Origin of the sequence: Clostridium sp. AF32-12BH (genome assembly GCF_003477935.1) — a bacterium.
Taxonomy (GTDB): Bacteria; Bacillota; Clostridia; order Lachnospirales; family Lachnospiraceae; genus Brotaphodocola.
On the sequence record NZ_QUEH01000001.1, the window covers coordinates 115,523 to 139,168 of the forward strand.

Below are 23,646 nucleotides of genomic sequence, written 5' to 3' on the forward strand. Positions count from 1 at the left end.
TCATTCTTTCCCCCACTCGTACAAAAAAGCGATCATACATTTCAGTGAATTGAAATAATCTTCTATTGCCAGGTTTTCATTCGGTGCATGATGATTGGAGGCGGTGTTGCCCGGTCCTACGCCGATCACCGGCAATTCCGGCCACGCATTCCGAAATACAATCGCCGGCCCGGAACCCAACTGGGTCAGTTCCCGCATCATTGGTTTATGGTAAACAAGTTCGGAAGCCTTGTCCAAAACATCTGCTGCGGGAGTTTTTAATGATGTCTTCACCGGCCAGGTTCCCCCCAGATACTCCACTTCCACATCTTCAAATCCGTTCTTATCCAGATGTTTTCTCAGCTGTCCGGCGATCTTATCCGGATTCTGATCAGCTACGAGATACATGGAAATTCTCGCCCACGCCGTATGCGGAACAATGCCGCGCGGTCCATTGTACAATTCCCCGGCTTCCAATCCACAAACCGATAACGTTGGCTCCAGATAAACTCTTTTTTTCAGTTCTTCGCCGGAAGCCCCAAGCACAAACTGCTTCAACCCCAGTTTCTGTTTTTGCTTTTCTTCATCGTATGGAAACTTTTTCAGAAACTCCAGTTCTTCCTGCGTTGGCGGTATCACATCATCATAAAAGCCCTCGATCTGTACCTTTTCATCGCTGCTTTTCAGTGTGGAAAGCGCCCAGATCAGCCGCCAGGAAGCGCTCGGCACAGTCGCGCCCATCCTTCCATGTACATCGGTTGCTGCCGTCGTAACTTTCAGATTGAACGCGCAGGCTCCGCGTACACCAAACCGGCTCCACGGATTTCCCTCCTGGTCGTGCCGTCCATTTTCCCAGAAGCAGACATCTGCTTTCGTATGCTCCTGAAATTCTTCCATATGCATATTCTGATACCGCACCATAGACGGACTGGAAGTTTCTTCATCCCCCTCAAAGAAGAACTTTACATTGACCGGCAGTTCCCCGCTTACTGCAAGCAGCGCTTCCACCGCCTGAATTCTGGAAACCAAAGGTCCTTTATTATCCGATATTCCTCTGGCATACATTCTGCCGTTCTCGATTCTCACCCGGTACGGATCTCCTCCGTCCCACTTTTGCGGATCTCCCGGCTCGACCACATCGTAATGATTGTAGAAAAGAACCGTTTTATCTTTCGTTCCATTTTTCTGTGCAGCGATCATGTCATTGCCTTCTCCGCCGCCGACACGCTTTGCAGAAACTCCGGCTCTTTCCAGACGCTTCTCGATCCATGTTCTGGTATTTTCCAATGCTTCCGCATGAGCCGCCGTGCTTGGAAAACTGCAAATTTCGCCAAGATCCTTCAAATATTCTTCCCGATGTTCATCCACATAGGCAAACGCCCGCTCTAATACATCCATATGACCTCCACAAACGTTACTGGTTATTCTTGAAAAATATTTGCAAATACTTTATGGTCTCAGTATAATAGTTCCAAGAAGTTATGTCCAATGAGTCATTTTTCCATTTTCCATAATATTTTGTCATGGTTATTTCAGGAGGATTTTCTATGTTTGCCCATGCCTATGAATATGTCTGTGCGATTGCCGATTACCAGAATATTTCCAAAGCCGCACAGGCACTCTGCATCACACAGCCTGCTCTCACAAAATATATCAACCGTCTGGAGAAAGACCTTTCCATCCGGCTTTTTGACCGTACGGCCAATCCGGTCGTTCTCACGGAAGCCGGGGTGCGTTTCGTCCAAAAAGCAAGGCAGATCCGGCTTTTGGAAGCCGAGCTGATGGCTGACCTCAACCAGTTCACCCATTCCAGTCACGGAACCATCCGTCTCGGCATGGGGCCTGAGTTCTGCAGCACCACGCTTCCTTACCTGATCACGGCCATGAAACAACAATATCCAAATCTCAAGCTCAAATTAACGGAAGGAAACAATAAACAGCTTTTTTCTTTCCTGGAAAAAGGAGAGATTGATTTTGCGATCTTATCTTCCCAGCAGATTCCCGACAATCTGCAAAGTAAAATCATTCAGGTTGAGCCCATTGTTCTGGCAGTCCCAACCAGCCACCCGCTCTGTCAGGGAATGGATCTGACCGCCAATTCCCCGCTAACCCCTTACTACATTTCTCCAGCCCAGGTGAAAGGAAGCGATTTTATTGTCTGCAATCCCGATGTCGGCATGGGACAAACCGCTCACGCACTCTTTGACCGCTATCACCTTTCTCCTCACATCGTAATGGAAATACAGAGAAATGAGGCAGCACTCCGCCTCGCCTCCACCGGCATTGGTATGGTTTTCGTTCCGGTACGGACCGTGCTCCGCATCCAGCTCATCGCGCCCATGGCATATTTTTCCATTTCCAATCCGCTTCATTGCCGCAATCGCTACCTTTGCTATCAGAAAGACAATCCGCTTTCCGAGCCGGCAAACTGTTTTATTTTTCTTATCTCACAACTGTTTTCCGAAGAAAATGCCTTGCTCTCCCCGGTTTGCCAATTGCTTACACAGCCATCGGTTTCCTAGGTGATTTTTTATCTGCCAAAGCTGTCGCTGACCGCTTTTCTCAGATATATAACAACGAAAAAAGGAGTGTCCTAAGACACTCCCTTCACGGTCCAGCTGTAGCTTTCCCACGCCTGATTCAATTGAATGACTGCGCTCTCTTTTGCGTCCAGCGCACTGTAATAATCGGCAACGCCCTGCAGATAATCGCTCTGGGAAAGCATTCCGGCCTGCTGTTTTTTCTGCTGCGATGCGTACGTGATCGATGCGCTTTCATAAGCATTGGCTGCTCCTTCATACTGAAGCTTTGCAGCTTTTAGCTCATCATAAAGACTCTGCATCTGGGATCGCACCGTTCCCTCTGCCTGAGTCTCCTGATCGGATTTTACGGAAATCTCCGTTGCGGTTTCCGCGCTCTGATGGCGGGCATTCTGCACGCTGGAGCTGTTGCCGACTGCCGTTTCCACATCCGCAGCGAAATCGACCGCATCGATGGCTGCAAGATCCGGGAGCGGCACGCTTCCGATCGTGATCGCGGAATTATCTTCCAGTCCCAGATTGGATAACAGGTTAAACCGGGCATTCGCTGCCTGCTGCCGGTATGATTCATACCGGTTTTTCGCGCTTGCCATGGTGTCAGCAGCTGCCATCACATCAGCTGCTGTCGCCATGCCTGCACTCTGTTTTTTTAACGCTGCCTGGTAACTGCTCTGGGCTGCCTCGTATTTTTTCTCTTCCGCCTGCGCCTTAGTGTTCATCTGATTATAGCTGCGCATGAGGCTCTGCGCAGTCAGAACATAGCTGTCTATCGTCTTCTGCCTGCTTACCGACTGCGTTTTCGTTTCCAGGGATTCCAGCTGTTTGGTGATCTGGGAAATGAACATGCTGAGACGGGAAGCGTTCATTTTGTAAACGGCCTTCGTTTCTGCGTCATCCTCATACTTCTCCTGCATAAATTTCATGTAGTCCCGCTCGGTTTCCAGGGTGGAAAGCATGTTCTGGTAGGTTTCCTTGTTGGTGGTATAGTTTTCCAGGGAATTTTTTAAATTCCGGTTGTTTAGCACCAATTGTTCCAGGTTGTTGTAGTCTACTGAGGTTACGGACCGGGTGGTTTGTTCCGCATTTTGTTCTGCGGTTTCTGCACTCTGTCCGGAAGCAGTCTCTGCCGTCTCTTCTTCCGCAGTCTGGCCGGAACCTGTCTCTGCAACCTCTGCCCTCGCAGAAAGAGAAGTACAGGGAAGGCTGAGCATACCAAAAACAATCGCAAGAAGCAGTGCAGCCCGGATTCCAACCTTTTGGGGCATATGGAATCCCTGCTTCGCCTGCCGCTTCCAGCTTTGCGGACAAGACAATTCATGCAAACGATTTTCATTTTGTTTTCTCTTCATAGACCGCTCCTTTCCTACTCTGCCGATGCCAGTCCGTTTACACTCCAGTCATAATCGACCATGGCCTGAAGCAGAGACAGCTTCTGGGTCTGGGCTGTTACCTGGGCTGTAGTATAAGAAGCTTTCTGACTTTCATAGGTATTCTTTGTAATGGTTCCAGCCGCCAGCTTTGCATCCGCGGATTTCATGGAAACCTCCTGCAGAGCCAGCGCAGACTGTGCCTGCTCGTAATTGGACTGTGCCAGGATCAGGGAATCATAGGCGGACTTCACACTGTTGGAGATGGTCTCCTTCTGGTTTTTTGCAGTTTCCGTCAGCTTTTCTTTCACGGTATCGGTGCGGGCATTGGTAAGCTGCTTCTGTGTCAGGCGGTACGCATAGCTGTTATCCAGCGCCGTCTGAATGTCTGCGTTCACATCGATTGCCGCAATCTTTTTCTGGTCCGGCTCAGGAAGCTCTGCGATCTCCACATCGGCCCCATAGCTCCAGCCTAACATCAGACACAGATTTTCTTTTGTGGATGCCAGGTTGCTTTCTGCAGTCACCAGCGCCGCCTCTGCATTGGAAACGGCTTCTTTTGCACTTAATACCTTGGACTGAGTGGACATGCCTGCTGCCAGCCGGTTTTCTTCCGACTGACAGGAAAGCTTAGCCTGCTCGATGCGGGCCTTCGCGCTGTCCAGATTGTAGTACTGGGTCCAGTAGGTGATCATCAGACCCTCCGCCTGCTTGGCAAGCCGTGCCTCGGTCTGGTCGTACTGGATCCGTATGGTTGCCTGGTCATCGGTATTTTCATCGCCCTGCTCCATCAGACTCTTTGCCTGCTGCTCATTCCGGAGTGCGGCAGCCACCCCGCTTCCGTAGTTCTCACTGTCAGAATCCGGGTACTCAATGCTGGAATAAATCTCATTGGCACGGTCATAGTACTCCTGTGCCACATCATCGCGGTTTTTCGTCAGGTAATCTTTATAACTGATCGCGTTCTGGATGACGGTCGGGTTGTACTCATGGATCAGATCCTTGATCTCATCGAATTCCAGCTTGTTGTCCTTCAGCGTTGCCCACTTTTCTGCCGAGTAGGCAAATTCCGGGCTCTGCTGGGCGAAAGCCGGAAGCGGAAGCGCTGCAGTGACAAGAGCCGCCGCCAGGAAACTCCCCGCCAGTTTTCTTCCGGTCCGTGTCCAGTGACCGCCTGCATTCTGTCTGCATGATCCCTGGGCAAACGGCCTTTTGCCTGCACGGTGCACCGTTCCAAAGCCAGCGCACCGTTTTCTATTGTTCGGAAGCATTCTATCTCCTCCTTTTTTCGAATAACAAACGCAACTATTCCGTACATAATCACGCATCTAGTTTCAACGATCCAATCCTAAATATCCAGCACCTTCAACTCTTTCTTTCCGTTCATCAGTGCGTAGTAAACCGGCAGGATGAAGAGTGCCACTGCGACACCAACAGTCAGACCACCGATATTTACCACCGCAAGACCCTGGGTGGTAGAACCGCTGCTTCCGAATGCCATTGCCATCGGCAGCATGGAAAGAATGGTCGTTAAGCTCGTCATCATGATCGGGCGCATACGGGTCGCACCTGCCTCGATCAGCGCTTTTTCAGCGGCATCTCCATACGGTACTGGTTCACGGTATCGACATACAGAATACCATTGTTTACGACGGTACCAACCAGGATCAAAAATCCCAGGATGGAAGTCATGGACATGCTGACTCCGGTCAGCTTCAGAAGTCCAAAGGAACCAACCAGGCTGAACGGGATCATCGTCATAACCATGAAAGAGAACTTCGGGGACTCAAACTGCGCGGACATAACTACGAAGATCAGGAATACTGCTACCGCGATCGCATTGTACAGTCCGGAGAATTCCTCCTGCATCATACGGTCTCTGGAGTTGGTACCCCGGGTAATGGTTCCGGTTAAGTTCGGGCTGATGACCTCATTATCGATCTGGGTCTTCACAGCAGCGCTAGAAGCATTATCTACATAATCTGCGCTGATCGTGATCTGGTAGGACTTATCTTCTTTCTCGATGGAGGACGGGCTGTCCTTGTAGTAGATCTCAGCGACATCAGACAATGCCACATAACCGCCGGACGGCTTCTTTAAAATCATGCGCTCTAACTGCGGCACGGTCTTATACTGGTCCTCTGGATACTCTGCCTTGACGCTGATCTCCTGTCCGTCGACTTTTAAGGTAGTGACTTCTTCGCCGTCCAGCATCTGCTTCACCATAGTACCGATCTGCGCTGCAGTCAGTCCTTCCGCGGAAGCAGTGACCGGATCTACCTTTACAGCGACAACCGGTGCCGTGTTTTCAATACTGGAGTGGACATTCTTCACATCATCTCTTGCGATCAGCTCGTTTACGATCTCATTGCTGACCTCCTGAAGCTCATCGTACTGGGTTCCCTTTAAGATGGCCTCGTAGCCGCGGGACCGCCCCATCATGCTCATGGAAGTGGATGCCTCTACGGTAATGGTACAGTTCTCCAGATCTGCCATCTCATCTTCCCACTGGCTTACAACGTCATCGGTAGACATCTTCCGGTCATCCTTCAAATAGGCAGTAATAGTACCGCTGTCGTTGTTGTAACGGAGCATGTAGGAATCCACATCCTCATGGGCTGCCACAATCGCCTCAGCCTGTGCAAGGATTGCATCGGCCTGCTCGGTGATCAGCCCTGGCCGGGTCTCAATGCTGACTCTGACCGTACCGGTATCGTCGGCTGTCATCAGCTCGGTCTGCATACCGCTTGCGAGGAACAACGTCGCTGCGATGATGCCGACCGATGTAAGCAGCACGATTGCTTTATGGTTTAACAGTACCGGCATCAGCTTCCGATAGCCATCCTGCAGGAAAGCCAGCGGTCGGGAAGCCGGAGCAGAAGTGCGTTCTTTCGGCTTATACATCATGTAGCACAGCGGTACGATCGCGATCGCAGACAGCAGGGATGCACACATACAAAATACGATCGTGTATCCCATGGCGCCGAACATCTGACCGCTCATACCATTTAAGAATACCAGCGGAATAAATACAACGCAGGTGGTAACCGTGGAACCTACGATGGACGACACCACGATGTTCGTTCCTTCCAACGCCGCCTTTGCATAACCAAGCGCGCCTTTGTCTTCCTGCTTATCCATGGCTCTGAAACAGCTCTCCAGCACAACGATGGAGTTATCGACCATCATGCCGACACCAAGAACCAGTCCGCTCATGGTGATGATATTTAAGGTAAATCCTGCCCGCGTCATGACGATCAGAGACAACAGAATGGAGGTCGGAATGGAACTTCCGACGATCAGGGATGCCTTGAAATCGCCGAAGAACAGGAAAATGATGATCATGGAAATGACAACCGCCATGACCATGGTCTCTGCTACATCCTTAAGGGAATCCAGGATGGAATCCGCCTCATCTCGCGCCACGGTAATGGTCAGGTTCTCATCATCGCCCTCCAGATTTTTGATGACCTGCTTAACCTGTTTAGAAAGATCCATGGCGGTACTGCTCTGCTGCTTGGTTAAGGAAATGGAAATGGTCTCCTCGCCATTATAGCGGGATACGCCGCCCTTCTGCTCCTCTGCATAGGAAACCACGGCAATATCCTCGAGGTAAACAATCTTATTGCCTGAAACCGTGATTGGCATCTTTAACAGATCATCCAATGTATCGTGCTCTGTTAACGTGGAAACGGATAAATCCAGATTGCCGGACTCTGCGCTTCCGGACGGATAGGACAGGTTTGCCGCGGACATTGCGGACTTGATGTCGCTGATGCTTACGTTATACTGGTCCATCATATCGGACATCAGCTCGATTTTTATGTACTCGGAGGAACCACCCATGGTGGATACCTCTGCCACCGTTGTCAGTTTTTCCAGCTCCGGCACGATCTTCTGGTCTACATAATCATAGAAATTTTCCTGGGACGGGTTTGCAACGGTAAGCATAATGCTGGCCTGCGCGTTGTTGTTCATCTCCATGACGGTCGGCTCTACGTCATCCGGCAGATCCCGGATGCTGTTTAAGCTCTTGGTCAGGTCGCTGTAGGCCTCATCCATATCCGTGTCGTAATCATACTCCAGCATGATCATGGAACGGCCCTCACTGGTGGTGGAACTCATGCTCTTAACACCCTCGAGCGTGCTGACCTGATCCTCAATGAGCTGCGTGACCAGCTCATCCATATCCTCCGGGCTGGCGCCGGAATAGTTTGCCATAATGATCATCATCGGCTGATCCATATCCGGCATCTGCTCCAGAGTTGCATTAAATACAGAAGAAATACCGAACACGATCAGGCATAAGAGCGCCATCAGCACGGTGACCGGACGCTTCAGTACAAATTTAGTAACTCCCATTTACGTCTGCCTCCTTACTGTGCTTTCGGTGCGCCGCCTGCTACACCAGAAGCTTCTACCTCTGATTTCAAACGGATATCCGCACCCTCATACAGGTTGGAGCTCCAGGTGCTGACCACCATATCGTCTGCATTCAGACCGGAAAGGATCTGCGCGTTCTCGGAATCGTAAATGCCAACCTCAACGGAAGTCATCTTCGCTTTGCCGTCTTCATACAGATACACATACGCGTTCCCGCCGCTGTAATAGATCGCATCAACCGGAACCAGCATTGCATTTTCTGCACGCTCGGTCACCAGTTCAATCTTCACAGTACTGCCGATGGCAATCTCATCGCTTCCGGTCATATCGCCTTTCACCTTAAAAAGTCCGGTGGAAGCATCGACCATGTTGCTGATCTCAGTGATGTTTCCGGTGTAGGTAGTTCCATTCTTGGAAATTTCCAGTTCATCACCGGTCTTTAAGTTCTGCATCATGCGCTGGGTCACATAAAAAGTAATGCTGTTTTGACCTTCCCCTGCGATAACGCAAAGCTGCGCAGACTGGTTTACACGGTCATACACATCCACATCGACACTCTCCACGCGTCCTGCGATCGGTGCGGTGATGGTGCTGTATTCCACCTGTTTCTCATACTGCAGCTTTGCCGATTCGTACTGAAGCTCGGCAGACTTTAAGTTGTTCTGGTACTGCTCATATTCCTGGTCGGACAGATCGCCGCTGCCGTAGAGAATCTGCATTCTGTTTAAATTGCTCTGTGCCTGGGAAAGATTGACCTGTGCGGAATCCATGTTGTTTTTCGCAGATTCCACCTGCTCTGTGTTAATTTCCATCAGCACCTGCCCCTGGCTGACGATGTCACCAGCCTTCACATTCACTGCCGTTACATCGCCGCCTGCCTTGGCATAAACATAAACGACATCGGCTGCTTCCACCGTACCGGTCAGGCTGGAAGTAACAGATACATCACCGGTTGTCGGGTTTGCCGCATTGACGACGGTTACGTTCGATTCCTGCTGCATTCCGCCAGGACCTCCCATGCCGCCTGGACCTCCGTGCCCGCCTGCACCGCCTCTGCTGCTCAGGAAAAATGCTGCGCCTGCCAGAATGATCACTGCCGCGCCTGCTCCTGCCACGATCTTTTTCTTCTTATCCATCATGATGCACTACACTCCTTCACCGTTTTTTTCTAGTTTTATGTTTCGTTTCATACCTGTTTTTGTATCTGTTTTCAGCCATACACAAAATGTCATTTTTGCATAACTGTCTTTTCTGCACTGAATCCGCTGACACTTCTTTGTTCTTCCTGCCTCCTAGGTTTTCCCTTCCCTTAAGATCACCACCAGAACAATGACTCCGGCTACCAGAAAGGTTCCGCCTGCAATGTATGCCAGATGCAGATTTCCTGCAATCGATTCTGGAAGGATACCGCTCTCTTCCAGGAAAGAGACCGCTGCTAAAATCCAGATTCCCGGGTGATACAGCCAGCAAAAGGTCCTGAAAAACTCTGACTGTTCTGCTCCCGGGCGGAACCGGAATAGACATGCCGACATACCAAGACCGCCAATTGCCAGATAAAGCAGGGTGTTTGCCAGAGCCATGACCGTGAACGTCCGCGCAAGCATTCCCCCTGCACCAAGAAGGAGAAGAAGCACAAAACAGATTCCGGTATATCCCAGAATTTCTTTTTTCAAAATTCCGTCATCCGGCGGTCTTGCCGAAGATTTCTGTCCCATACAGCTGCTCCTTTCCATACATTGACATGTTAAAGATCCTAAAAAACAAATGTGAGAAAAATGTGAGAAATTCCGCATATTTCTGTGAGGAATCTTTCGGAGGCACCGGAAAGATGCTATACTTTTGGAAGAATGTAACTGTGAAGGTACTGAACCGTTACGAGAGAAAACAAAAAAGGCTGTTCCAGGCTTGCGGTCCTGTCTGGCAAACCGGGAACACCAAAAGAAGGAGGAAAATTTTTATGCCGCATATCCTCATTACCGACGATGATCCGCACCTGCGCCGTCTGGTGCGTACTTATGCCGAACTGGAGGGCTACGACTGCACCGAGGCTTTTGATGGCGCCGCCGCTGTCACCGCACTCAAACAAAAAGCGTGTGACCTGGTCCTCTTAGATGTTATGATGCCGGGACCGGATGGCTTTGAAACCCTGGAGGCAATCCGCCGTTTCAGCCAGGTACCGGTCATCATGCTGACCGCACGAAATGAAGAATACGATAAATTAAACGGGTTTCAGCTTGGCGTCGATGACTATGTCGCCAAACCATTCAGTCCCAAAGAACTTATGGCACGCATCGACGCGGTACTCCGCCGCACCCAGTCACGCGCAGAAACGCCCGCCCCGCTAAAACAGCTTACCTTTGACGGACTTTCCATCTTTCCGGATTCCCATATCATCACGATAGACAGTCAGCGTGTAAATCTTCCGCCAAAAGAATTTGACCTGCTTTTAAAACTGGCACAGAACGAGCATATTGTCTTAAGCCGTGACCAATTACTCGAGAGTGTATGGGGATACCAGTACTGCGGAGACGGACGCACCGTCGACACGCATATCAAATCCTTAAGGGAACACATCGGTGCTTACCGGAAGTTCATTCAGACTGTATGGGGAGTGGGGTATAAATTTGAAAAACCAGATGAAACTTAGATTTGCAGTCTTAAAAAACCGGATGGTATTCCGGCTCTGGGTCTTCATGATGATCCCGGTCATGTTCGGGATCGGCTTTATGTGGGTGGTACAGATTTTTCTTTTTGAGCAGAATTATGCCAATGCTTCTGTTAACGAAGCATTGAACCAGCTGTCTCCGATCATGGAAGATCTGCGCAGCCGCGACATCGGGGAAGATGAAAAATTCTTATCCTTTATCAGTCACATCAACGTCAATGGCGAGCTGCTTTTACTCTCGACGGATGGCACTCTCGTAAAAATGTATTCCTCCGGTCACCTGGTACAGCCGCAGGAATGGGAAAAAACATTAAAGACGCCCAGACTGCTTAGCGATCCATCCCGGTTGGATGAGCTGATGGCCGGGCGTCCTTACAAGCATATCGAAAAAATGCACGGACAGATCATCGGCTATGAACTTGGATTTCCGGTCACCTACCAGGGAGAACGGAGCTATCTGATTCTGCGCAAGGCCCTGCTCAGCCGGACGGTCCTGAATTTAAACCGCTCCCAGCTGATCGTCCTGAGCATTCTTTTAACCGGCATCGCCTCTGTCCTCGCCGCCGTTTTGTCCAAGCAGTTCACCCGCCCGATCTTTCAGATCAAGGAATCGGTCGATAAGCTGACGCAGAATGAATTTGACATCGGACCGAACCTGGACCGGCAGGATGAATTAGGGCAGCTTTCGCAGTCCGTTGGAAAGCTCGGAAAAGCGCTGCAGCGGCTGGATGTGCTGCGCCGGGAAGTCATCGCCAATGTGTCCCACGAGCTTCGTTCGCCGCTTGCCCTCATCACCGGTTATGCCGAGATGGTGCGCGACATCACCTGGAAGGACGAAGCCATGCGCAGCGAAAACTTAAACCTGATCATCAGCGAATCCAACCGCATGAGTGAGATGGTAACCGACATTCTGGACTACTCCCAGTTTTCGGCAGGCTACAGCAAGCTGAAGAAAGACTGGTATGATTTAAAAGATATCGTAAACGCAGAGCTGACCCGCTGCCGCCAGGCCGCCGCCGAGCACCATATTACCCTGACACTCCAGGCACCGGAAACAGAATTACAGTTCGAAGTCGATGCCTTAAAGATGAGTCAGGTCATGCGGAATCTCTTAAACAATGCCATCAACCATACGCCGGAAAACCAGGAAATTTTTATCCGGCTGCTACCAGAATCGCAAATCAGCCAGAAAACTGCTGGCAGCGAACACGCTGCTGACGTCTCCCAGATATGCAATGAAGCCACTGCCGCCTCCTCAATATACAACGCAAAAAAATGCCTGGCAGACCATGTGCCAGACGCTTTCCTTAATTTTTCAGATTTTTCGATTTCCAATTCTGCATCCGACCTGCAGTCCAGCCATGACTTCTGCCTGGTCGAGGTGATCAACCCGGGCGACCCGATTCCGGAAGAAGACCGGGAGATCATCTGGGAGCGCTACCAGCGCAGCCAGCACCAGAGCGGCCGCCGCCTTGGAACCGGCATCGGACTTTCTATCGTCAGCACGATCTTAAAGGCGCATGGTATGCCTTATGGCGTGGACTGTAAGGACGGTTACAATATTTTCTGGTTCGCCGCAGTTTCTACTGATAACGAGCCATGATTTCTTTCATGAACTGGTCTGCCGCATCGACTGCTTCCGGAGTCCAGAACTCCGATCCGCCATGGTCTGCGCCATCTACCAGATAAAGCTTTGCTTCTTTTCCGCATTCTTTTAACTTCTGGTACAGGCGCACACTCTGGTACGGGCTGACCTTGCGGTCTTTGGTTCCGTGCATGATGAACATCGGCGGAAGCTTTGTCTCCGGACGGATGTAGGTCACGGCCGTTGCTTTCTTTGCAAGCTCCGGATGCTCTCTTAAGTTCGCGCCAACTTCTTTTCCTTCCGGACTTGTTTCCAGATGGTGTTCCAGGGTGTCCGGATAATCATCCATCTCCGTCATGCTGACTGCACCATAATAATCCAGGATTCCCATCACATCTGCAGATACGCCCGGATAAACAGAAGCATCCAGCCACGGCTCCTGATCTGCCAGTGCTGCAAACACTGCGGTATGACCGCCTGAAGAGCATCCGCCCAGGAAGAAGTTCTTTCCATCCAGATGATACTCTGCGGCATGCAGGCGCATGAAGCGGACGGCATTTCTCGCATCCTGGATCGGTGCCGGGAAATGTGCAATACCCGAATGACGGTACTGGACCACTGCAACCACATAGCCGCGGGCTGCCAGTCTTGCATAATGCGGGCAGCTCTTATAAACATCCTGCGGTCCCCATGCGGAACCCTGCACAAATACAAAACACGGATGAAGCTTCTCCGGCTCATTTCTCGTGTATGGCTCCAGGATCTGGAGTACCAGCGTCTGTCCGTTTACTTCTGCGTACGGAATATCATGCCAGTGATAAACACCTGGCTCATCTCCGGTGGTCGGGATATGAACCGCTCCCTCCACCTCTTCGGTTAGTCCCGGATATTCATCGTATTCCCATGCTTTTACTTCCATTTTATATCATATTCTCCTTCGTTGTTCTTATGGAAACCCGGAATCTCCTCAAACACAGGAACAAACGAGATTTCGGGCATGTTTCTTTAAACCTGTGATTTGAGCATACCCATACTGGTCATTCTCAGGGAATGCTCTTTTGCAATCGGCTGCTCCTCTTCCGGTGCTTCGGTATCTACCAGTTTGAGCGCTCCAAACGGACACGCCTTCACGCATGCCGGAAGCATGCCGTTGTGCACCCGCACATAACAGCCGTCGCATTTGATCATCTTACCGTTCTCTCCAAAGGACGGGATGCCGTACGGACATGCCATCGCACAGCTGTGGCAGCCGATGCAGTTGGTGGTATCATAAACGGTAAAATTCGTTTCCGGATCTTTCCGCAAGCAGGCACTCGGACATCCTGTAATGCACGGCGCATCTTCGCAGTGCATGCAGGCGAGCGATAACCGGTGATAACTCACCCCTTCCTTCTTCTCCAGTTCCAGATCGAAAATATTTCGAAACGGGCGCTGCCCTTCTTTCACTTCATAATCATTCTGGTCCATACAGGCAACTGCGCAGGCACCACATGCCACACACTTGCTTAAATCCAGATCGATCGCGTACTTTTTCATGCCTGCACCTTCTTTCTCATTCCACACCGGGTCGAATTGTATGCCGGGAATCCGGAATAAGGATCCACATGTGTCCCGGACATCAGGGAATTGACATCTGCCTCGGAATAACCGTGATAGAAAAATACTACGGATTTTGGCACCTTATGGGTCGGTTTTGCTTTCACGCAGATGCATCCGCGCTCCGTAAAGAGTTCCATGTCATCGCCCTCTTTAATTCCAAGCTCCTTTGCATCCTCCACAGACAGTTCTGCGGTCGGATACGGACGCAGGCTGCGCGCCCATTTCACTTTATGGAAACGGGAATGGATCGCATTCGGGATTCGGTCGCCGGAACACAGACGGTACGGATACACAGCCGGATCTGCATCGTCAAGCGGCTCACAGTAAGTCGGAAGTGGATCCAGATGCCACTCCGGATGAGATGCGATCAGCTCCGAATAGAGTTCAAATTTTCCGGTCGGTGTCAGAAGTCCCCGTTCCAGATGCTCACCAGGTGCAGCATGCTTTACATTCGGCACGCGGACCGGCACATCGCTGATCTTTAATTCTTCCACGGTAATATCCAGATCTTTCAAAATGAAGTCCAGATTCTTCTCATATCCGGCTTCCAGTTCGGCATCGCCAAGCTTTAATTCTTTTGCCAGATCGCAAATAATCTCTGCATCGGACTTACTCTCGCCTACCCGGTCGATCGCCGGCTTTGTGTACCAGGCATAACAGCCCGGATAGGTTTCCAGCTCCCCGCGCTCATAAGAGGTGCATACCGGAAGGACAATGTCCGCAAGCATCGCCGTATCCGTCATAAACAGATCGGTATCGACAAAGAAATCCAGCTTTAAGAGCGCTTTGCGGACGGTTTTGTCATCCGGGAGCATCCGGTAATTCATGCCCATCGCAAAGATCGCCTTGACCGGATATGGTTTCTCCTCCAGGATCTGTCTTGCCAGATCCACACACTGCATTTCCTTTTCCATATAATACCACAACGGGAAGCGCTCAGCCCCGACTGCTGGTTTTGTATCTTTCGGCTCAGTCACCTCCGCGAATTCCTCATCGCGGGTCGTAAAGCCTGCCATCTGGTGCGTGAAGCTGTGAAGTCCTGGAAGCTGGCCGCCCTCGCGGTCATAGTTTCCGGTCAGTGCAAGCAGCGCCATGATCGCACGATAATTCTGGAATCCGTTTTTGTGATGCGGGATCGGTGCACTGTTCTCGTTGATGCACATGGACTTACTCTCATGGATCATGCGGCAGGCCTCGAAGACTTTCTCATACGGCACACCGGTCAGTGCTTCCACGTTGGTGCTGTTAAACTGTTTTACATATTCTTTGTACTGTGCAAAACCATGAACATATTTCTCAATATAGGGCTCATCGATCCAGCCATTCTCGATCAGGATATTTCCCATGCAGAGTGCCAGGGCCCCATCGGTTCCCGGATACGGGCGCAGATACAGATCACAAAGGCGCTCCACTGCCGGTGTGATCTTCGGATCAATGACGATCACCTTCATGCCCTTTGCACGGCGGTTTTCGATCGCCGTTGCCTTGCCATAACCAGAATAATACGGATTCAGCGCCCAGCCCAGATACAGATCGGAATGCGCCATATCCGGCCGTGCCAGCTGTCCCGCTGCCGTCTTCCACGCCATCCATCCAGCTGTCATGCAGGTGCTTGACTCTGTTCCAAAATTCATGGTTCCGAAAGAATGGGCCAGGCGGCGCAACCACGGACGGTACCACTTATTATATCCGCCAAAGAACGCTACCGCATCTGCCCCGTATTCAGCCTTGATCCCGGTAAGCTTCGCGGCAATCTCCCGGTAAGCCTCCTCCCAGCTGATCGGTTCAAATTTTCCTTCTCCCCGCTCACCGGTTCTTCGGAGCGGAGTTAAAATCCGGTCTTCCCGGTATGCAAACTGGCGGCCCGAAAGACCTTTTACGCAAAGGCGGCCCTTACTCTGCGGATGCTCGTCCATTCCTTCCAGTTTTACCATTTTTCCATCTTTTACATACGCGTTTACGCCGCAGTTATTCGCCGGACTGCAGATCGCGCAGACCGTATGACAGACTTTGATGCCCGTTTCCGGACATGGGATTTTTGCCTTGATTAATGCTTCCAAACTATCCATGCATCTTCTCCTCAATCTCATCAATAAACGTTTCTGACAACCCTGCCTTTTCCAGCATCGCCCGCTGGTAATCCGGCAAAGTAAACTCTTCTCCTGCAAACAAACGCAGCATATAGTTCTTTATGATACCGCTGATCCGGTAGTTATCCAGGATATTGGCACCCACAATTTTCTTTCCATCCAGTACCAGGCGGACGTAAAGGTCGCCCTCCAGACTGCCGTATTCCAATACTTCCCCCTCCAGACGGTTATCGCCAAATCCGATAAAGTCCATGTTCATGAAATGAGTGATATTGTGGAGGATATTTCCTTTGTAGGTTTCATCCTGTCCTGCCATGTTGGCTCCGGCGGTTTCTCCCTGATGGTTGGCATTCGCCCACAGACCGATGATCTGCGTCTGACCGCTCTCGATGTTATTGCCCTCACAGCAGTCCCCTGCCGCAAACACACCGGGAACTGAAGTTCTCATATGATCGTCCACAATGATGCCGCGCCCGATGGCAACCTCATCCTGAACGGTTTCGGTAATGGCTCTTGTACCAATGCAAAGCCCAACAATATCCGCCGGGATCCGGCTTCCATCGGTCAGTACCGCAATATTTTTTCCATCTTCCTGTTCCATATGGTCGATGGTCGTTCCAAATTTCAGATGAACGCCCTGCGCCTCTACACGCTTTTCAATTTCAGCAGAAACTTCCGGGTAGGCAGCCAGCGGGAAAATATGCTTGGCAAGATCCAAAAGCCAGGTCTCGATCCCATACTTGTGAAGGACTTCCACAACCTTGATTCCCGCCATGGATGCACCGATCACAACCGCGTGCTTCACATTCTGCTTTTTTAAACGTTCCTTGAAGCGGATGGCATCTTCCACGGTGCGCATCAGAAATGCGTCTTCCGGATCCAGTCCTTTTACCGGCGGTGCAAACGCCCTTGCCCCGGTTGCGATCAGGATGCGGTCATACGTTTTGATTCCTGCTTCTGTTTCAATGCTGTGTTCCTCTGCATGTACCTTTTTTACCGTTTCCTGGCAAAGGTGAAATGAAATTTCTTTCTGGATCTTTTCCAGATCCCCAAACGGGAATAATCCTTCAAACTCCAGTTTTCCAAATGCGTAATACGTTGTCAGCATCGGATTGTACGGTGCACGGTTTGTATTACTGTATACGTCAATCTCTCCGTCCGCATCGTACTGACGGATGGTCTTTACTGCATGGTACCCGGCTGTTCCAAAGCCTACCACTGCATATTTCATGCTTCTGCCTCCTCTCATATGCCGAAAAAGCCACTGCGCAAAAAACGGTCAGTGACTCATTCGGTTCCTTGTTTGATTGTTATGCGTTCTGCTGTTCCATCTTTGCTTTTACGTTCTTATAACGCAGCAGCATGATAATGATGGAAACCAGAATGAAAATAGCAATGTACAGATAGTGTTTCGGTTTCAAACTGGACAGACTTACGAAGGAAGTTACGATGGTAACTGCCAGGCAAACACAAAGGATTGCATGCAGCTTCTTCGGGTCTGTATGCAGTACAGATTTCTCATAAGCCTCCGGGAACATCTTAGGAAGTCTCCAGCATGCACAGATGGTGAACAAACCGGTCAGCTTGCTGCATCCAGTACCCATGTTGGAAATATCCGTGGTATCCATACCGGTCAGGATCGGGATCAGGCCTACGATAAAGAAGAAGAAAAGCAGCAGAACCGGAGTGCCATTCTTATTCTCTTTTGCGCAGATTTCCGGAAGCCATCCATCCATCGCTGCTCTCTGCAGGGAACGGGTGGTCCAGGATAAGGTTCCGTTTAAGGTGGTCAACAGAGCGAACCATGCACCGCCGATAACGAAGAACAGGTAAACCGGTGCCGGGAATACTTCTTTTGCTACAACGGAAATATTCACACCTGCAATCTGGTCCAGCGGAAGTACGCAGGCTGCAACGATACCAACCAGTGCATAAAATACTGCAACAATTGCGGTAGAAAGGATCATGGCTTTCGGAATGTTCTTGCCAGGATTCTCAATCTCTCCACCGTTTTCTGCCAGGAAGCTTGCACCGCCGCAAGCAAAGGAAAGAAGGGTTGCACCCTGTAAAAAGTTCTTCACGCCATGCGGCATGATGTTGGAAGCGCTGAACTCCATTGCGGACCAGTCAACCTTCGGAAGACCGAATACGATGTAAACAAACAGAGAAATCAGCAGTAAAGATACCATGACCTTCTGAACTTTTGCAGAAGTCTTTAAACCAATCAGGTTTACGATTACGGCTGCAGTCAGTGCACCAACTGCTACGACCGTCTGGTTCACGGACGGGAAAATCACACCAACATAGCTTGCGAAACCAATTGCAAACGTGGATACCAGTACCTGCTGCAGGATGAACATGAGCAGGAATACAAATGCGATTCTCGGTCCAAGTAACTTTTTCGCGTATACATAGCTACCTCCGGTAGCCGGCATACTCGAAGAAAGAGTTGCCATCGGGATCAGGCTGATCAGAGAAATGATCGCTGCCAGAAAATATCCGTACGGTGCACCGTGACCGGTCAGACCGATCACGATTGCGGTCAGAACGAAAACACCAGATCCTACAATCTGCCCAATACAAAAGCCCATGCAATCCCAGAAATTTAATTTTTTATTCTCCATCACTTATGCCTCTTTATTGCTGTTCACGCTTTTATGTCCAGCAACACCTTTTCTTTTTATTTTCTGTGATCTGCCACAAACTGTGCCAATTTTTCCATACCTGCTTCCAGCGTTTTTCTCGGGCATCCGAAGTTGAAACGCAGGAAATGCGCACCATCACCACCGTAGGAAGCGCCGCCGCCTACTGCAATGCCATAATGGTCTGCCAGGCACTTCTGAATCTCGTCAGAACTCATGCCAAGTGCGCTGCAGTCCAGCCACATCAGATAGGTGCCTTCCGGCTTCACCGGTTTGATCTCCGGTGCGTGTTCTGCAAGATACCGGATGATAAACTCTGCATTTTCTGTCAGATATGCGTTCTGCTCGTCGACCCACTCATCTCCATAGGTATAGCAGGCTTCAATGGCTGCGTTGCAAAGGCAGTTCGGGCTCATGAGCCATGCTTCTCTTAAGGAAGCCTCCTGCTTTTTCCGGTATTCCGGATTCGGAATGATGCTGCAGGAAGAATGCAGACCTGCCATATTGAAAGTCTTGCTGATGGCGGTGTAAACAATCATCTTGTCGTAAACATCCGCAAAGCATGCTGCGGAAGTATACTGGTTGCCGTACAGTGCCACATCCCCATGGATCTCGTCTGAGAACAGCCATACGGAATATTTCCTGCAGAGCAAAACAACCTTCTCAACCTCTTCTCTGGTCCAGATCCGTCCCACCGGATTGTGTGGGTTACAGAAGATGATCGCCTTCACACCACCTGCCAGCTTCTTCTCAAAATCTTCCCAGTCAATCTCATAGCGTCCGTCTTTGTAGAGCAGCGGGCAATCCACTTCCTTGCGATCCTGTGTGCGGATCGCTACAAAAAACGGATCATACACCGGTGTAAAGACTAAGACCTGATCACCCGGCTCGGTAAATCCACGCAGGGAAAACCAGATGGATGTCACAACACCCTCGGACGGGGAAAATGCCTCAATCGGAAGATCAACGTTGTGACGGCGCTTGTACCAGGCACGTACCGTCTCCATGGTTTTCTTGCTTGTTGATGTATAACCAAACAGCGGATGATCCAGACGCTCTTTCATTGCGGTGACTGCTGCCGGAAGTGTCGCAAAATCCGTATCTGCGATCCAGAACGGAATCAGTCCGGTCGGCACACCAAATTTAAACTGTCTGTCCCATTTGATGGAATCTGTGTTCACACGATCCCATACCTTATCGAAATCGTATTTCATGTTAGTACCTCCAACCCCTTTGAGTACTTGTAATCTATGTTCATTTCCCGGAAAAACGGGCCCTGTCCCCCGGGAAAAATGACATCTATTTCTAGCGCCGCCTGTTATAAGAAAGAATGTGCCTTGGCACATTCTCGCGGAGCGTTTTTGTTTCATAGGACACATCTTCCTATGAAATAAAAAATCAGCGGCAGAATTCTTCAAAATAATGCTTGTATGTTGCGTAAATCCAGTCACAATGCTGCAGCATATGAAAATATGCATACTCCGGATCATGGTTTTTCACCGCTTCCAGAATATTGCCATGCTGTTTGCGGATCTCCGACTTGTAGCTTTCCTGACGGACCGGTACAATGAGCGGAAGTGCGGTGATCGCATTGGACGGCGGCACCGTTGTATCCCAGATCTGCTTTAAAAGCGGATTCTTTAAAATCTCCCACAAGCATCCGTGAAAAGACTGAAGACCGGTTCCCTTTGCGATGTAGATATCCGTCTCCTCTTCACTGACTGTCTCCTTGTCATGGGCGTAAGCAAATTCCAGGTGACGGACATCTTCCTCCGTTGCCATGATAGCTGCCTGCTTTGCAATAGACGGCTCAATCACACGCCTCGCCTTGGTGGAATACTCAAACTGACGCCAGTATTCCTCAGCCTGGTCTCTCAGTTCACCAGGGCTTAAAAGACCGTTCCAGTCAACAACCACAACGCTTCCTTTTCCTTTGTAAGTCTCAATGATGCCGCTGTCGCTCAGCAGTTTCAGTGCCTGGCGCACCGTCACACGACTGACCCCCGTCAGCTCCATCAGTTCCTTCTCACTCGGAAGAAGATTTCCCTTTTTATAGTCCCCATTGCGGACTGCATTCTTGATCTGTTCGAAGACCTGTTCATACAGCGGACTGTTGGATAATTTATTCACAATCTCATTCTCCTTTCCCGTCATCTGAATGCATTTTCAGCATACAACATATATTATAATAAGTCAAGTTTCTTTGGTTATTATTTCTGTTTATTCTCATTTTCTTTTTCATTTTCTGTCGTTTTATTCTATTCTCTCTGCGATTTTTCTCTTTTTTGTGTATCTTTTCTCAACTCTTCCTAACTTGCATTAATACAACTTAGTATCAAAAAAGCGTATGATGCTCAAAAAGGCTCATACGCTTTTCCTAACAGACCGTTTTTTATCGTTTCAGTTTTTCCCGTTCCTGATCCAATATGATTTTTGTCTCATCCATGGACTTTCCCAGCACACCGGCAAGAAGCTCCTGCGGAATCGTCGGGGAATAGTAAAAGCCCTGCTGATAAATACATCCGAATTTTTCCAGAATATCTAACTGACGCTGTGTTTCCACACCCTCAGCGATCAGACGTTTGCCCAGTTTATCGGCTGCCTTGATCAGACATTCCACGATCGGTTCCGATCTTGGATCGGTCTCCAGCTGCCACATAAACATCCGCTCAAACTTTAAGGTATCGACCGGAAGTTCCAGGATCTTGCTGATGCCGGAATAGCCGGAACCGAAATTATTTAAGATCAGCTCTACACCGAGTTCTTTCAGCTGTTCCATGACGATTTCGATGGTCACCGGAGCAGTTGTAAGTGCATATTCATCGATTTCAACTGCAAGCTTTCCGGACGGGATCTGATATTTTTCAATCATGCTCTGTACGGTTGCCACAAAATTTTCCTGGATCAGCAATACCGGAGAAACCGGAACTGCGATCGATTCATATTCCACACCTTTTCGCTCAAGCTCCGCGATCTCCTGTGCCACACGCTCCAGCGCATAATATTCCACGCTGCTGATCTGGCCGGTATCCTCCGCGATCGGAACAAACTCTGCACTTCCTACCATGCCGACATCTTTTACAAACATGCGCATGTAATACTCGGCGCGGGTAAAACGCTCTTCCTTCGTATTATAAGTCGGGCGGAAGCGGATCTCCAATTCGTGATTTTCCAGTGCGGTGCTGATGTACTTGGCAATCACCTGTTTGCGTAAAAATGCTGCATGCAGCTTTGTATCGTAGACTGCATACTGGTTGATTCCTGTCTCAGCTGCCTTGCTGACTGCCAGATCCAGACATTTTAACAGCTGGTCTGCGCTGTCTGCATAACCCGGATAGGAGCAAAGACCGATCTGGCAGGAACACATGCAGTCTGTCCCGTCGATCTTCCAGCTCTGGGAGAAACGGTCCAGAATACTTTCTGCCAGCCGCATGGCCTGTCCCTGTGTCCTGCCCTGCAAAATGGTGATGAATTCCACACCCACATAGCGGTACACGATACTGCCGGTTTCTTCCCGGAAATACTCCAGAATCTCTTTTAACAGTTCCTCGCAGTAAGAAAATCCAAACAGTTCATTCATCTGTTTGAAATTCTCGATGTAAAATTTCATGACCACACCTTGTCCGTTTCCGGATATGGCCCGTTCTAACTGGTGACGGCAGACCATGCGGTCACTGTGCATCTCGCCTTCCTCTGTATAACCATCCGTCTGAGCTTTTGCCTCAGGCTTTGTCACTGTCGGTTCTTCCACCTGTGCGCCTGTTTTTTTTCGTCCAAATAAGCCCATCATCGAATCCCCCTTTGTATATATTTATCTCTATCTTACACATTTACTGCGCTGGTTGCAATATCCAACTGGGTCAGTTTCTCGACAATTTCGCGGCAGATCTCGTCTGGAGTCTTTCCATCCGTCGGAACGACTACATCGGCTGCGGTTTCGTACATGGTCCGTCTCTTTTCCTGAAGGTTCGCGATAAACTCCACATTCATGTTGTCATTCAGGATTGGACGCTCCGTACTGTCCTTTACACGGCTGTAAACCGTCTCCGGAGTTGCAGTCAGAAGCACAACTCTTCCGTGCTTTCTCATGTGGTCCTTGTTGTCCTCACGCACAACGACACCGCCGCCGCAGGAGACGATCGTCTGTTTGCGCTTCTGAAGTTCAATGAGCGTATTGCTCTCGAGATTTCGGAAGTATACCTCGCCGTACTCTGCAAAGATCTCGGAAATGGACATGCCCTGTTTCTCCACGATGAGCTGGTCCATCTCCACATAGTTCATCTCCAGCTGACGTTTCAGTTCTTTCGCAACCGTACTCTTTCCGGCACCCATAAAGCCGATCAGGAAAATGTTGTAATCGAACAGGGCTTTTGCCTGGATCTTACGGCTGTTCTTTACAATGTACTTGAAGATGTTGAGGATTTCTTCCTCGAATGCATTGTCACCCAGCTTCTGTTTTAAATTGTTCTCCTGCTTCTTCTCCTGTTCCGGCTGCAGGATCGGGATACCATTCTGCTTTTTATAAGCAATGATCTCCTGGATGCATTCCATACGGTCAACCAGCTGCTTGATGATGATATCGTCACATACTCCAATTTTCTTACGGATCTCCTCAATTCTGTCCATTGCACATTCTCCTCTTCCAGCCATGACCGAAACTCCTCTTTTGACCATGCCTGACCATTCCTGTTTTTTTCATTATAACAATTCCGGACACCCCGCAGGTCTGCCTGCGGAATATCCGGAACCTTTATTCTACTTTCTATGCAATTATATCAGCAGTTGCAGAAACGCGC

The 23,646-nt window shown here is 49.8% G+C and carries 17 protein-coding genes and 1 pseudogene; 3 read left to right on the top strand and 15 right to left on the bottom strand.

From position 1 onward, the window contains the following. Positions 1 to 1,377 (bottom strand): M20/M25/M40 family metallo-hydrolase, encoded by a 1,377-nt coding sequence (locus DWZ40_RS00690; protein WP_118540229.1) that lies wholly within the window; start codon positions 1,375 to 1,377, stop codon positions 1 to 3. Positions 1,378 to 1,502: 125 nt separating this feature from the next. On the opposite strand from DWZ40_RS00690, the gene DWZ40_RS00695 reads away from it, so the two are divergent. Then, the gene (locus DWZ40_RS00695; protein WP_118540230.1) at positions 1,503 to 2,501 is read left to right on the top strand and encodes a LysR family transcriptional regulator; all 999 of its coding nucleotides are present in this window, start codon (positions 1,503 to 1,505) and stop codon (positions 2,499 to 2,501) included. A gap of 71 nt (positions 2,502 to 2,572) precedes the next feature. Here the strand turns inward: DWZ40_RS00695 and DWZ40_RS00700 are convergent, their stop codons facing one another. The 5 genes and pseudogenes from DWZ40_RS00700 to DWZ40_RS00720 form a co-directional block, all read right to left on the bottom strand. Beyond that, positions 2,573 to 3,868 (bottom strand): TolC family protein, encoded by a 1,296-nt coding sequence (locus tag DWZ40_RS00700; RefSeq protein WP_118540231.1) that lies wholly within the window; start codon positions 3,866 to 3,868, stop codon positions 2,573 to 2,575. A gap of 14 nt (positions 3,869 to 3,882) precedes the next feature. After that, a complete protein-coding gene (locus tag DWZ40_RS00705; RefSeq protein WP_118540232.1) occupies positions 3,883 to 5,157 on the bottom strand; it encodes a TolC family protein in 1,275 nt (424 codons plus the stop codon). 77 nt (positions 5,158 to 5,234) lie between these two features. Then, a pseudogene (locus DWZ40_RS00710) lies at positions 5,235 to 8,248 on the bottom strand (efflux RND transporter permease subunit). A gap of 14 nt (positions 8,249 to 8,262) precedes the next feature. After that, entirely contained in the window at positions 8,263 to 9,408 is a 1,146-nt protein-coding gene (locus DWZ40_RS00715) for an efflux RND transporter periplasmic adaptor subunit (RefSeq protein ID WP_347560016.1), read from the bottom strand. A 153-nt stretch (positions 9,409 to 9,561) separates the two neighbouring features. Next, positions 9,562 to 9,984: a hypothetical protein gene (locus tag DWZ40_RS00720; RefSeq protein ID WP_118540233.1), complete on the bottom strand. Its 423-nt coding sequence runs from the start codon at positions 9,982 to 9,984 to the stop codon at positions 9,562 to 9,564. A gap of 242 nt (positions 9,985 to 10,226) precedes the next feature. Here DWZ40_RS00720 and DWZ40_RS00725 point away from each other — a divergent pair, with 242 nt between their 5' ends. Further along, entirely contained in the window at positions 10,227 to 10,916 is a 690-nt protein-coding gene (locus DWZ40_RS00725; RefSeq protein WP_118540234.1) for a response regulator transcription factor, read from the top strand. After that, entirely contained in the window at positions 10,906 to 12,537 is a 1,632-nt protein-coding gene (locus DWZ40_RS00730) for a HAMP domain-containing sensor histidine kinase (protein WP_147354117.1), read from the top strand. The genes DWZ40_RS00725 and DWZ40_RS00730 overlap by 11 nt, the downstream gene beginning before the upstream one ends. Here DWZ40_RS00730 and DWZ40_RS00735 read toward each other — a convergent pair. The 9 genes from DWZ40_RS00735 to DWZ40_RS00775 all read right to left on the bottom strand — a co-directional run bounded on the left by DWZ40_RS00735 (position 12,518) and on the right by DWZ40_RS00775 (position 23,476). Further along, a complete protein-coding gene (locus tag DWZ40_RS00735; RefSeq protein ID WP_118540236.1) occupies positions 12,518 to 13,438 on the bottom strand; it encodes an alpha/beta hydrolase in 921 nt (306 codons plus the stop codon). The two genes, DWZ40_RS00730 and DWZ40_RS00735, sit on opposite strands and share 20 nt — an antisense overlap. An 86-nt stretch (positions 13,439 to 13,524) precedes the next feature. After that, entirely contained in the window at positions 13,525 to 14,055 is a 531-nt protein-coding gene (locus DWZ40_RS00740; RefSeq protein ID WP_118540237.1) for a 4Fe-4S dicluster domain-containing protein, read from the bottom strand. Then, the gene (locus tag DWZ40_RS00745) at positions 14,052 to 16,187 is read right to left on the bottom strand and encodes a molybdopterin-dependent oxidoreductase (RefSeq protein ID WP_118540238.1); all 2,136 of its coding nucleotides are present in this window, start codon (positions 16,185 to 16,187) and stop codon (positions 14,052 to 14,054) included. The genes DWZ40_RS00740 and DWZ40_RS00745 overlap by 4 nt, the downstream gene beginning before the upstream one ends. Beyond that, positions 16,180 to 17,439, bottom strand: a complete 1,260-nt coding sequence (locus tag DWZ40_RS00750) for an NAD(P)/FAD-dependent oxidoreductase (RefSeq protein ID WP_118540239.1) — start codon at positions 17,437 to 17,439, stop codon at positions 16,180 to 16,182. The genes DWZ40_RS00745 and DWZ40_RS00750 overlap by 8 nt, the downstream gene beginning before the upstream one ends. Before the next feature lie 79 nt (positions 17,440 to 17,518). Beyond that, positions 17,519 to 18,832, bottom strand: coding sequence for an APC family permease (locus DWZ40_RS00755; RefSeq protein ID WP_118540240.1), 1,314 nt, complete (start codon positions 18,830 to 18,832; stop codon positions 17,519 to 17,521). Positions 18,833 to 18,888: 56 nt separating this feature from the next. Beyond that, positions 18,889 to 20,064 (bottom strand): PatB family C-S lyase, encoded by a 1,176-nt coding sequence (locus DWZ40_RS00760; RefSeq protein ID WP_118540241.1) that lies wholly within the window; start codon positions 20,062 to 20,064, stop codon positions 18,889 to 18,891. Between the two features lie 184 nt (positions 20,065 to 20,248). Further along, positions 20,249 to 20,980 carry a GntR family transcriptional regulator gene (locus DWZ40_RS00765; RefSeq protein ID WP_182430489.1) on the bottom strand — a complete coding sequence of 244 codons (732 nt, stop codon included), beginning with the start codon at positions 20,978 to 20,980 and terminating at the stop codon, positions 20,249 to 20,251. A gap of 262 nt (positions 20,981 to 21,242) precedes the next feature. Then, positions 21,243 to 22,640, bottom strand: coding sequence for a phosphodiesterase (locus DWZ40_RS00770; protein ID WP_118540243.1), 1,398 nt, complete (start codon positions 22,638 to 22,640; stop codon positions 21,243 to 21,245). A gap of 32 nt (positions 22,641 to 22,672) precedes the next feature. Then, positions 22,673 to 23,476 (bottom strand): shikimate kinase, encoded by an 804-nt coding sequence (locus DWZ40_RS00775; protein ID WP_118540244.1) that lies wholly within the window; start codon positions 23,474 to 23,476, stop codon positions 22,673 to 22,675. Positions 23,477 to 23,646 lie beyond the last annotated feature (170 nt).

Coding starts and splice junctions, on each gene's coding strand:
- DWZ40_RS00690 (WP_118540229.1), bottom strand. CDS start 1,377: ATGGATGTATTAGAGCGGGCGTTTGCCTATGTGGATGAACATCGGGAA.
- DWZ40_RS00695 (WP_118540230.1), top strand. CDS start 1,503: ATGGTTATTTCAGGAGGATTTTCTATGTTTGCCCATGCCTATGAATAT.
- DWZ40_RS00700 (WP_118540231.1), bottom strand. CDS start 3,868: ATGAAGAGAAAACAAAATGAAAATCGTTTGCATGAATTGTCTTGTCCG.
- DWZ40_RS00705 (WP_118540232.1), bottom strand. CDS start 5,157: ATGCTTCCGAACAATAGAAAACGGTGCGCTGGCTTTGGAACGGTGCAC.
- DWZ40_RS00715 (WP_347560016.1), bottom strand. CDS start 9,408: ATGATGGATAAGAAGAAAAAGATCGTGGCAGGAGCAGGCGCGGCAGTG.
- DWZ40_RS00720 (WP_118540233.1), bottom strand. CDS start 9,984: ATGGGACAGAAATCTTCGGCAAGACCGCCGGATGACGGAATTTTGAAA.
- DWZ40_RS00725 (WP_118540234.1), top strand. CDS start 10,227: ATGCCGCATATCCTCATTACCGACGATGATCCGCACCTGCGCCGTCTG.
- DWZ40_RS00730 (WP_147354117.1), top strand. CDS start 10,906: ATGAAACTTAGATTTGCAGTCTTAAAAAACCGGATGGTATTCCGGCTC.
- DWZ40_RS00735 (WP_118540236.1), bottom strand. CDS start 13,438: ATGGAAGTAAAAGCATGGGAATACGATGAATATCCGGGACTAACCGAA.
- DWZ40_RS00740 (WP_118540237.1), bottom strand. CDS start 14,055: ATGAAAAAGTACGCGATCGATCTGGATTTAAGCAAGTGTGTGGCATGT.
- DWZ40_RS00745 (WP_118540238.1), bottom strand. CDS start 16,187: ATGGATAGTTTGGAAGCATTAATCAAGGCAAAAATCCCATGTCCGGAA.
- DWZ40_RS00750 (WP_118540239.1), bottom strand. CDS start 17,439: ATGAAATATGCAGTGGTAGGCTTTGGAACAGCCGGGTACCATGCAGTA.
- DWZ40_RS00755 (WP_118540240.1), bottom strand. CDS start 18,832: ATGGAGAATAAAAAATTAAATTTCTGGGATTGCATGGGCTTTTGTATT.
- DWZ40_RS00760 (WP_118540241.1), bottom strand. CDS start 20,064: ATGAAATACGATTTCGATAAGGTATGGGATCGTGTGAACACAGATTCC.
- DWZ40_RS00770 (WP_118540243.1), bottom strand. CDS start 22,640: ATGATGGGCTTATTTGGACGAAAAAAAACAGGCGCACAGGTGGAAGAA.
- DWZ40_RS00775 (WP_118540244.1), bottom strand. CDS start 23,476: ATGGACAGAATTGAGGAGATCCGTAAGAAAATTGGAGTATGTGACGAT.